Raw genomic sequence first — 10586 nt, 5'->3', positions numbered from 1 at the left:
TTTATGCCATGCCCTGAGCGATTTTGAGCGAGTCTGCCTGAACGTCCTACTTCGCCGTCCCTTTCGCCTGCTCCAGGAATCGGGCCGCATCATGGCTGTCGGTCGCGGTCCTCTCCAGCTGCCGGCTGGCGGCGTTGTAGCGGAAATGGTACACGTCGATCTTATCCTGCCCCGCGCCGTAGCCCTCGGCCAGGAGCAGCTCGCCGTCCTTCGTCTCCATGCCGCCGATCGGCAGTCTCGCCATCAGCGGTTTGGTCTGCTCCTCGCCGAAGACCAGCGGCACCGAGTAGGCCTTGCCGCCTTCCAGGACGTAAAAATACGTCAGCAGCGCATGGCAATCGGTATACTGAGGAGTGAACGCATACAGGTCAGCCGAGCCCAAGGATACGGCTGCCATCCGGACAGGCTCGGTGTCCGGCTGAATGATTCCGTCGCCGTCAAAGCCGTCCTCGTAAAGCGCTACCGGCTGCTCGGTCCCAACCTTAGGCTGCCACACCGCCTCAAAGCTCCCTTTCCACTGATGATCGTTCTCCTGTCCGAGACAGCTCGGGGCTCCAAGCTTCTCCTCCGTCACCGGGCCGGTCGGCCGGATGACGAGCTTTCCTTCCGCGTTCTCCGCATACGCTCTCGCAGCCGTGCCATCCTTGGATGGCACGGCTGCTTGCCCATCGGGCGAAGGGGACGGAAGAGCGCCGCCTCCGGTGCCGATAGCCGGGGAATTCGGATCGCCGTGCAGGGCCGCCGAAGGTGCCGGGATGATTGTTCTCCCCCGTTCCGGCGGAGCTCCGCTGCAAGCAGTCAAAAGCAGGGCGCACACGGAGAGGGATACGATGAGTCCGCGAAGCTGCATTTAAATCTCCTCCTGGAAGCATTTACTGCCGTTAATGACGCCTCCTCCATCATCAAGGTTGCACAGCAGCCAGCTCCTCCGGATGAGCCGCAGACCTACCGGGCTGCGGCTTCGCCCCCGAGTCGGCATGCCAGTTCGATTCTCGCGAAGGCATCCCCGCCATGCTCCCGGTCGCCGCTCACCTTGACGGCTTCCTTGAAGCCGCAGCCGATCCAGAAGCGCAGAGCCCCCCAGTTCTTGAGATCGACCGCAGCCCTGACGGTATGATAGGACCGCTCGGCGGCAAGGCGGATGATTCCTTCCACGAGCTCGCTTCCGAGCCTTTGACCGCGCTGCGAAGGATCCACCGCGAACAAGCCGATGTACAAATCCCGTTCTCCCGGATACCCTCGGTAAAGCTCGATCAAGGCGGCAGGCTCAGCTGCGTTTCCATCCTCTTTCGGTTCTGCTGCGGTTCCATCCTCATTCGATTCTGCTGCGGTTCCGACCTCATTCGGATTCGCCGCCTGGGCTTCTTCCTTCAGCTCCGCCAGCTGAACATGCAGCCGATCCCGACAGCCGCCCGGCGGCAGCTCCGGATTGCCGTTCAGCACATCCCTTATATAAGAGGATTTCAAAGGCTGGCCCGTCCAAATCGGCAGATGAGCGGATCTCTCGTACAGCTGCTGAGCAGCATTCCCTTCCTCATCCTGTAAATCGTGGACTTTGCAGCGTTCGGATGACCATACAGACGGCCATGGGTTTGTCATCGTCGCCACTCTCCTTTCCAAGTTCTCAAGAACAGTTGTCAGTTCAATGGATATCTAATTAGATAATAATCAAATTAATTAAAGAACTCAAGCATAGAAAAAAGGAGGGAGATTTCTCTCCGTCCCTGGAGGGCCCAGCCCTATGAAGCTATGGAATCAAGACGATCTTCCCGCTGTGCAGGCGGCTCTCCAGCAGGCGATGAGCATCCGCTCCGTCCGACAGAGCGAAGCTGCGGATATCCGCAAGCTTCAGGCTGCCTTCCCGAATCCGGCCGAACAGCTCGCCCGAGCGGCGGATCCTCTCCTCCTGCGTCGTGACATGATTCCATAAGTCGCCGCCGGTCAGTGTCTTGGAGGTGTCCATCAGCATCCGGGGATCGACGGGAGCGGGATCTCCGCCCGCCATTCCGTAGAAGACGACCGCACCCCGCGTCCTTACAGCGGCAAAGCTGTCCATCAGCGTCGAACCGACCGAATCGTAGGCTACGCTGACTCCGTCGCCGCTTCCGCTCCACTGACGCGCTTCGCTTGCCCAATTCGGCCCGTACAGCAGCACCTCGTCCGCACCGGCTTGAAGAGCGGCTTGCCGCTTGGCGGCGGACGAGGTCAGTCCGAGCACCCGCGCTCCCTTGGCGGCAGCAAGCTGAACGAGCAGCTGCCCGACGCCTCCCGCGGCGGCATGGACGAGCACCTCATCCCCAGGAGCGACGCGGAAGCTGTCGTTCACGAGATAATGGGCGGTCAAGCCCTGCAGCAGCACGGCGGCCGCCTGCTCGAAGCAGATTTCGTCCGGCAGCGGAATGGCGCGATCGGCAGGAACCCGCACCAGCTCCGCGTTGGCATGCGGAACGTCGGCGAATGCGACTCGATCCCCTTTTTTCCATGCCTGCGCTCCTGCTCCTGCCCCCACGACAACGCCGGCTCCTTCGTAGCCCAGTATATAAGGCGGCCGGCCAACCAGATGGTAGTTGCCCCGCCTCCGGTAAATATCAGCGAAGTTGAGCCCGATCGCCTCCACCCGCACGAGCACTTCATCGGCAGCCGGAATGGGATCCGGGAGTTCCTCCACATGAAGCACCTCCGGTCCGCCGAATTCATGGAATACAAGTGCTTTCACAGACATTCCCCTTCCATAGACGCTGATTACTGCAAACGACAACCGTCTTCAAATCCATTTCAAAAAGTTTTTCCGGGCTACCTTGATTCCATTTTCAGCGGCCCACCGCTCCAGCTCCCGGACTCCCTGCTCCTCATCCTCTAGAAATCGGAAGTAGAGAGACGGCGGGACGATACGGCGTCCGCGTCTCAAAATGCCGGTATAAGCTCCAAACACTCCGCAGACTCGAATTTCACCTATTTCACTCGCCGCATAGCGGCTGACGCCGATTTCCAATGCACCGGGCGACAGAGTCAGCTGCCTCGGCTGCTGCTTCAAGCGGCTGAGCCGGATTCCGACGAGCAACAGGAGGAAAATCAGAACGACGACGCCCATGCCTAAAATAAGCGGATCCAGATCCCGATGCCTGCTGAAGTTCGCCCCATTCACGAGCAGGACGACTGCAAGACCTATCGTTTCCGCCCACAGTACAGGCGTTTTTATTCGCAACGGATGGATCTGCCGGTTGGATTCCACCTATTCGCCTCCCATCTCATCAGACATCCCGCTTCCGTTCAAGTCCTCTTGCTATCGGACGGACTGGCTCCTTACTTCTTCCAAATAAGCCGTCACCCGAAGAGCTTCCGCCTCGTTGAAGGCAAAGCCCATCGACTCGGCCACCTCGGAGCTGACGCGGCGGAACAGCTCTCCCATGGCGAACAGAGCCTCCCACATGCCTTCGAGGCTGGCATCGGAATAAGTCGCCATCAGCTCGCTCCATGTCCGTCCGTCCACATACTGCCGCAAATACTTGCTGTTTTTGCCCGTACTCACTTTATAGCCGGTTGAAATACCTACTTGCCAGTCCAGCATCGTCAGCAGCATCGGCCGGACATAGAGATTCAAGTGGTCGTAAGCATACAAATGCTCCTGCCTCCACAACCCCTTGGCGACATAGGTCGCCACCCACCAGAACTCGTTGCAGCAGCCGGCATGCTCCGATGCGGTCGGAGGCTTGATGCGGTAGTCCTCGTCGGTCGGAGGAGGCAGCTCCGGCAGCATGCCGTCCTTGTCGAGCAGCACGACCGTCAGCTTGTCCTCGAGAACATACTCATCCGACTGACTCCGCTCGATGAGCGTCAAGTCGATGCGGTTGCCATCCGCCAGCTGCATCAGATAAGCGTATCGTCCTTCGCGATCCGAAGGGAACAGCTGGCCCTCGTCCGGCATCTGCATGATGAGGCGCTTTCCGAAAACGTCTGTCCAGGCATGGTTTTGCACAAAAGAATCCAGCTCCGTCACCAGATAGACGATGTCGTAATCCTGAAAGCGATCCTTCGGCACGTTCACATTGGTCCGCGAGCCGTTCATGACGACCGCTCGCACGCGCTCGTCCTGCCGGGCATAACCCAGAATCAAGTCCATCATCTGCTGTTCCGTTCTCATGTCTCCAGCCTCCTTGGTTGTCTTGGCTTGAGGTTGTCCAGCACGGCTGAATCCAGGAGGCGGTCCCCCTTCCCCAAGACGCGGACAGGCGAGCGCGGGACGGGCGAGAGCAGGACGGGCGATTGCGGGGCCGGCGATTGCGGGGACGGCGATTGCGGGACGGGCGAATGCGGGACGGGCGTCAATGCTTCGCAAACGGGTTTTCATTCCCCCTTTTTCCTCCCTCAGAATGATCCTCGTCTCCCTCATTGTATCCCATGCGATGACGCCTGGCCTCTGCCTAAGACTAGGAGCGATTGAACTCTCTCGCCTCCAGCGCTTCACGCAAGTTTTCCAGCTTGCGCTTGGCTTCCTTGACGCTGCCGCTCATCGAGATTCCAATTCCAATTCCGGAATCCCTAAGCTCCGCTCGCAAGCCGGAGAAGGCCGATTGTTCTTCTTTAGATACCTCCGGCAGCTTGTACGGCTCTCTATTGGGATATCGGCTGAGAAGGATGTACAGGCTTTGCAGCATCCGCTCCTCCGACTTGGAGGGCAGCTCGGTCAGAACAAGAGTAGACAGGTTATCCATCACATTTCCCACCTGGATCGTGACGAGATCAGGCTTATCCCAGTTCCTCTCTTCCTGCTGGCCGATCAATCCCTCCAGCTGCACCAGACTGATCATCAAGTCGTTTCTATAGAGCTGCTGCTCCACTCTGCCCATCTGCCAGCATCCTCGGATCAGAAGGACGGCAAGCAGGACAGAGAACAAGATAGAGGCTCGAAAGGCCCATTTTCGTCTCGCCATCAGGCTCATTCTTCCTTCCGGGAACGGCATCGCCAACGATTGCAATCGACGTTATGGGTTCTTCTCCGGAAAGATTACAAAACCCTTTATTTGGGAAATGACATTCATGATCGCAAGGGCCTTCTCATCGAGTAGAAAGGAAGAAGCGGAAGCGCGCTGGACGGCCAGTTTCCCAACCTGCCCCTTGCTGCTTATGACGGCTATCGCTTCATCTAGGCTGCTGCAGGCGTTCCGGAAACAGTGAAGCCGAACTTAGCCTCCAAGCTCCGTTCTGTTTCCTTGAACAAATCTCGCGAACAATAGCCTGACCAGCGGCCCTACGACCAGCAGCTGCAGAGGAAGAGCAATAATGAAATTGTGTCCGACAAGGGAAAAATAGCTGCCGATCCATGATGCTCCATCCAATCCGCTGGTGAGGTACGTCGTCATCAAGCCGTAAAAAGACATGCAGAGAACCATGCCGGTCACCATGCACAAAGCCAGGGACAACATGACGAATATTTTCTTGGACTTGTCATAGGGCAAGGAAAAGGCGGCTTTCTTCGCAATCGGGCCCACGACAAGCAGCTCCAGCAAGGATGCGACGACATAAACCAGGAGCAGCTGAACGAGAACTTCTTTCCACGTCATTGTTCCAAGCAGTTCATGCGTGTAGAGATTGTAGAACGTCATGAATACGACCATTCCAAAGCACATCATCAAACCGAAATAAATATCTTCCTTCTTCGTTGCAGGCATTTCCCATCATCCTTTCGTTTTACCCTTGCCAGTATAGAAAGGATGGCACCTCTCGCATAAGTGAACCTTTTGTGAACGTCAAAAAATCCGGGACAAACGTCAACGAGTCCGGGACCGCCGTATTTGGTTGTTGCTGCAGGCCGCTCTGACGGACTGCTCCTCTCTTTCAAGAAACGATTTCTTTCTTCTTCTGCCTTTACGGCTTGAAAGGAACGCCGAAAAACCGAAGCCATCCCCGCGGCGGCTTCGGCGTCCCGATTTTACCTTTCTCCTTTAATGCTCCCCCAGTACGACTCCTATTCTTCCTCCGCCAACGGACAGCTTGTAGGTGCGGATTCGGGTGCGGTCGCTGAACAGCGACTTGCCGGTGCGGATATCGAACTCCCATCCATGCCAGGGACAGCGCAGAATCTCGCCTTCCCTCCCGTATTCATACTCGTACACGCCGGATGGACTCGTAGTCCCGGATACCCTTCCTGCGCACATCGGAGCCCCTTGATGCGGGCAATAGTTGTGCAGCGCGTAAAAATTCCCGCCGATACGGAAGATGCCGATCTCCCGTCCCTCCACCTTCACGACGGCAAATCCGCCTTCCGGCACCTCTTCCTCGGCCAGCACATCATGGACGGCCACGGAATCCCTCCTTTGCTGGAATACTTTCATCCGAACGGTCTTCAGACAAACATTTGACATGCCCTTTCAGGGCTGGCCGTCATTGGAGCGTCATCCACCGCATAAAATTCCACTCTTCTCAAGGCATGCTGCTGGATACTGGATTCGTATCGGACATAGGATCCGCTATTTGGCGATTATACCCGGTTATGGCTTCGTATCGGACATAGGTTCCGCTATTACCCGATTTCGTATCGGCATCAAAATAGAAATTGGAAAATAACGGATCGTATGTCCGATGGCCCCCCGTTAGAGGCCAAATGGGATGAAATAACGGATCGTATGTCCGATCCGAGATGCATTCAGAAGCTTGACGAGATCACCCAGTCCTTACAATCCGTACAGCCGCTTGGCATTGCCATAGAAAATCTTGCGCCGCGCCTCCGTAGACAGCTTGCGCAAAATCATGTCCGGAGCGTCGAAATCCCAATGAGGATAGTCGCTGGAATAGAGCAGCATGTTCTCCGCATCGAACATGTCGAACAGCTCGGCCAGATGCTTCGGATTGTCCGGCTCCTCGATCGGCTGCGTAGTCAGAAAGCAGTGGTCGCGGACATATTCGCTCGGAAGCCGCCTCAGCCATGGGACGGTAGAGCGCAGCGCTTTGTAGTTCTTGTCGAGCCGCCACAGCAGCGGAGGCAGCCAGCCGACGCCGCCCTCGACGAGCACGAGCTTCAGCCGCGGATACTTCACGAACACGCCCTCGCAGACAAAGCTGACGAGATGGGCCATGAATGTCTGCGACAGATTCGTATGCCACTCGATATAACGCGAAGGATATCCGGCAGCTGTAGGCGCCGTCGAGCTGCCGCCGCCCTCCGCTCCGGGATGCACCGCCAGAGGCAGGCCGTTGCGCTCCGCCGCTTCATAGATCGGATGATAGTTCCGCTGACCGAGCGGGGAACGGGCGGCGCTGGAGATGATCACCTCCACGATGTCCGGGTGGCCTCCGACCCGGTCGATTTCCCGTGCAGCCAGCAGAGGATCGAGAGTGGATACCGCCATCGCTCCCTTGAAGGCCGGGTGCTTGCCGAGCCACTCCGCGATCAGGTAGTCGTTGTATGCCGAGCAGATCGCCGCCGCGTAGTCCGGATCATGCGTCGAGGAAATGTTGTAGACGACTCCGGTCAGGATGGCCGCCTCGACGTTGTAGGGCTCGATCAGCTGCCGGATCATCAGCTCCGGATCAGACCCGGCCTTGCTGCCGTCCGCTGGAATGGAATCCTTCTTCATGACCCCGATCGGCGAATAGTAGCCGGAGCCGGAGTAGCCGATTCCGCTGCCCGCCACGCGGGAACGCCATGGCTCAGCCAAATAGGGCAGCAGAGCCGAGTCCGCCTGCTCGTTATGGACATCCGCGTCGATGAGCGGGAGCTTATCTTTCACGTTCACCCTTTCACTCTCCTCTTCCGTCATGGCTGAATGTTTGGCTTGGCATTCAAGCCATGACGGTGGCATGTTGAATGTCACTTCCCGCCGTAAGTCCGGGTATAAGCCGTCTCGTACATGGCGAGCAGCTCGTCGGAGCCGAGCTTCCTGCACTGGGCGACGAACTGGTCGTAGCTCTCGTCGGTGATCGGCGTTTTGCCGGTCACGAATTCGGTCAGCTTCTGCTCCATGTATTTGCTCAGGCTGCTCAGCTTGGATTTCTCGAGCTCCAGCTCCTCCTCCGTCTTGACAGCCTGCTTGGGAGCCGGAACGATGAATTTCTCGTACCGCGCATTGATGTCCTTGGCCTTGTCGCTCAGCCCCCGCTCCCAAGCCGCCCTGGACTTGGCGTTGTCGAGCGTGATCATGTCGTACCAGACGCCCCAGTCCTTGCGCAGCGTCGTGAATGGAGACGCCCCGAAGTCCTTGTTGTACATGGGAACTCCGTTCTCCAGCGTGTAGGTTTTGCCCTCGATTCCGAGCGACAAATAGTTCGAGCCTTCCTCGCCGACGAGGTAGTCGAGGAACTTGACCGCACGCTCCTTGTCCTTCACCTTGGCCGAGATCGCGCGGCCGACGCCGCCGACGACCGGACGGGAGAACTGGTAGTTTTTCACGCCGTCGGCGGCGAAGGAAGGAATCGCATCGAGCTCGTAGCCGGCCGTGCCCGCTTTGACGGCTTTGTCCGTCAGCGTCTCCAGGTCGGCTTTCCAGAAGTAGGTGACGAGCGACTTGCCCGTCAGAATCCGCTCCTCCCACTGAGCGTCCGTAAGCAGCGAATACTCCGGATCGAGCAGCTTCTCGCTGTAGAGCTTGTTCAGGAACAGGATCATGTCCTTGTAGCCCTTCTGATAAGGCGCAAACGCATACTTGCCGGTCTTGGGATCGAGGTTGTAGAAGCCGTGTATGCCCGTGAAAATCCGGCCGAACACCGTATACAAGCCCGTGTCCCCGACGATCGCGTTGGAGATGAGCGGATAGCTTTTCGGCTCCTTCTCCTTGAGGGCTTTGAGATAGCGATAGAATTCGTCCAGCGTTTCGGGAGCCTTCAGCTGGTATTTGTCCATGAGGTCCTTGCGGCTGTACCAGATGAAGTTGAAGCCCTTGCCCTCCGCGTCGCCCTCCAGCACCGGCACGGTGTAGATGCCGCCGTCGGCGCCCGTGGCCACCGCCTTGGCTTCGGGATACTTGTCGTAGAAAGCCTTGAGATTCGGCGCCTTGTCGAGATAATCCTTGAGGTTCAGGAACACCTTGTCCGGACCGTTGTCCCGGCCCTCCTGCGTGCTGACCTGGATGAAGTCGGTCACCGAGCCCGTCGCGATCATGATCTGCTTTTTCTCCTCTAGCCCCTCCTGGCTGACGACCTGGAACTCCGGCTTCACCCCGGTCTTGGCTTCGATTTCCTTGAAGATTTCCCAGTCCGGACGCACCTTGCCCTCGACCCGGTCATAAACGAGCCATGAATACGTGATCGGCTTGCCGTCCCCCTTGCCGCCGTCTCCGCTCTCTCCCCCGTTGCTGCAGCCGGCTGCGACCGCTCCTGCAAGCGCCAGCATCATCCATGACTTTGCCGCTCTCTTCTTTCGGATGTCCATGTTCATGAGCCTCCCTTTAAGGTTCCATATCCTTCCTCAGCCCTTCACGCCGCCGATCATGGCGCCTTGCACGAAATATTTCTGGATAAAGGGATACACGCACAAGATAGGCAGCGTCGCGATGACGATCATGGCGTACTTGAGCGTCTCCAGATGCGTCAGATCGCCCTCGCCCTGCACGGTTTCGCCTGCGATGAGGATATTGCGCAGCATGATCTGCAGCGGGTACAGGCTGCGGTCGTTCAGATAGATCAGCGCGTCGAAAAAAGAGTTCCACTGATTGACGGCGGTGAACAGCCCGATCGTCGCCATCACGGGCATGGACAGCGGCAGCACGACCCGCAGCAGCACCTGCAGCGGATTGCAGCCGTCGATCGTCGCGGCGTCCTCCAGCTCCTCGGGCAGCGCCTCGAAGAAGGTGCGCATGATGAACAAATACCAGGTGCTGACGAGGGAAGGCAGCACGATCGCCCAGATCGAATCCAGCAGGCCCAGCTTCTGCACGACGAGGAAGGTCGGGATCATGCCTCCGCCGAACAGCAGCGTGAACGCGGCCATGAGCAGGATCGGCCTTCTTCCCGGCAGCCATTTCTTGGAGAGAGGGTAGGCCATCGCCGCCGTCACGAGCAGCGTCAGCGCGACCTGCACGGCCGTATAGCGGATCGTATTCCAATAGCTGATCCACACGTCGCGATTGCCGACCAGCTGATCGTACGCCGCCGTCGTGAGGCCCTTGGGCCAGAGCAGCACTGCGCCGCTTGCCACCAGCGCGTTGCTGGAGACCGATGCCGAGATGACGTATAGCATAGGGTAGACCATGACGGCCATCAACAGCAGCATGAACAGAATATTGGCGGCGTCGAACAGCCGGGAGCCGAAGCTTTCCTTGATTTTCATGGGGTGCAGCCTCCTTTCACCATAGGCTGGTGCCGGAATGCTTGCGCACGATCCGGTTGGCGGTCACGACAAGAATGAGTCCGATGACGGACTGGAACAGGCCGACCGCCGTCGCGAAGCTGAAGTCGGCGTCGAGGATGCCCCGCCGGTAAACGAAGGTGTTGATGACGTCCGAGGTTTCGTAATTCATGGAGTTGTAGAGGAGCAGAATCTTCTGGAAGCCGATCTCCATGAAGTGGCCGAGCGTCAGGACGAACAGCACGATCATGACCGGCACCATCCCGACAAGCGTAATGTGCCGGACCTGCTGGAACCGGCTCCCGCC

General features: G+C 58.2%; 11 protein-coding genes and 1 pseudogene. All 12 read right to left on the bottom strand.

Annotated features, from left to right (window positions below; translation table 11 throughout):
• Positions 1–46: 46 nt before the first annotated feature.
• Complete coding sequence (locus VE23_RS20665; protein WP_049868958.1) at positions 47–850, bottom strand: hypothetical protein; 804 nt, start codon at positions 848–850, stop codon at positions 47–49.
• A gap of 95 nt (positions 851–945) precedes the next feature.
• Positions 946–1599, bottom strand: coding sequence for a GNAT family N-acetyltransferase (locus VE23_RS20660; protein WP_049868957.1), 654 nt, complete (start codon positions 1597–1599; stop codon positions 946–948).
• Positions 1600–1747: 148 nt separating this feature from the next.
• Positions 1748–2716, bottom strand: coding sequence for a quinone oxidoreductase family protein (locus tag VE23_RS20655; protein WP_049868956.1), 969 nt, complete (start codon positions 2714–2716; stop codon positions 1748–1750).
• A gap of 48 nt (positions 2717–2764) precedes the next feature.
• On the bottom strand, positions 2765–3232 hold the full coding sequence (locus tag VE23_RS20650; protein ID WP_049868955.1) for a hypothetical protein: 468 nt from the start codon (positions 3230–3232) through the stop codon (positions 2765–2767).
• Between the two features lie 51 nt (positions 3233–3283).
• Positions 3284–4348 carry an aminoglycoside 6-adenylyltransferase gene (locus VE23_RS20645; protein ID WP_332310178.1) on the bottom strand — a complete coding sequence of 355 codons (1065 nt, stop codon included), beginning with the start codon at positions 4346–4348 and terminating at the stop codon, positions 3284–3286.
• A 79-nt stretch (positions 4349–4427) separates the two neighbouring features.
• Positions 4428–4847, bottom strand: a complete 420-nt coding sequence (locus VE23_RS20640; RefSeq protein ID WP_049868953.1) for a hypothetical protein — start codon at positions 4845–4847, stop codon at positions 4428–4430.
• Between the two features lie 336 nt (positions 4848–5183).
• Positions 5184–5669 (bottom strand): hypothetical protein, encoded by a 486-nt coding sequence (locus tag VE23_RS20635; protein WP_049868952.1) that lies wholly within the window; start codon positions 5667–5669, stop codon positions 5184–5186.
• A 273-nt stretch (positions 5670–5942) separates the two neighbouring features.
• A complete protein-coding gene (locus VE23_RS20630) occupies positions 5943–6302 on the bottom strand; it encodes a Rieske (2Fe-2S) protein (protein ID WP_049868951.1) in 360 nt (119 codons plus the stop codon).
• Between the two features lie 369 nt (positions 6303–6671).
• Positions 6672–7733, bottom strand: coding sequence for an amidohydrolase family protein (locus tag VE23_RS20625; RefSeq protein ID WP_157054012.1), 1062 nt, complete (start codon positions 7731–7733; stop codon positions 6672–6674).
• 74 nt (positions 7734–7807) lie between these two features.
• A complete protein-coding gene (locus tag VE23_RS20620) occupies positions 7808–9364 on the bottom strand; it encodes an extracellular solute-binding protein (RefSeq protein ID WP_232317008.1) in 1557 nt (518 codons plus the stop codon).
• A 36-nt stretch (positions 9365–9400) separates the two neighbouring features.
• On the bottom strand, positions 9401–10261 hold the full coding sequence (locus VE23_RS20615) for a carbohydrate ABC transporter permease (protein WP_048746062.1): 861 nt from the start codon (positions 10259–10261) through the stop codon (positions 9401–9403).
• 16 nt (positions 10262–10277) lie between these two features.
• Positions 10278–10586, bottom strand: a pseudogene (locus VE23_RS27480) (sugar ABC transporter permease); the annotation flags it as partial.

Origin of the sequence: Paenibacillus sp. D9, from assembly GCF_001188365.1 — a bacterium.
GTDB lineage: Bacteria > Bacillota > Bacilli > Paenibacillales > Paenibacillaceae > Paenibacillus_O > Paenibacillus_O humicus.
The sequence above is the reverse complement of the archived record's forward strand: the minus strand, read 5'-3'. Positions and strand labels throughout refer to the sequence as shown.

Coding starts and splice junctions, on each gene's coding strand:
- VE23_RS20660 (WP_049868957.1), bottom strand. CDS start 1,599: ATGACAAACCCATGGCCGTCTGTATGGTCATCCGAACGCTGCAAAGTC.
- VE23_RS20640 (WP_049868953.1), bottom strand. CDS start 4,847: ATGGGCAGAGTGGAGCAGCAGCTCTATAGAAACGACTTGATGATCAGT.
- VE23_RS20615 (WP_048746062.1), bottom strand. CDS start 10,261: ATGAAAATCAAGGAAAGCTTCGGCTCCCGGCTGTTCGACGCCGCCAAT.
- VE23_RS20645 (WP_332310178.1), bottom strand. CDS start 4,348: ATGAAAACCCGTTTGCGAAGCATTGACGCCCGTCCCGCATTCGCCCGT.
- VE23_RS20665 (WP_049868958.1), bottom strand. CDS start 850: ATGCAGCTTCGCGGACTCATCGTATCCCTCTCCGTGTGCGCCCTGCTT.
- VE23_RS20635 (WP_049868952.1), bottom strand. CDS start 5,669: ATGCCTGCAACGAAGAAGGAAGATATTTATTTCGGTTTGATGATGTGC.
- VE23_RS20620 (WP_232317008.1), bottom strand. CDS start 9,364: ATGGACATCCGAAAGAAGAGAGCGGCAAAGTCATGGATGATGCTGGCG.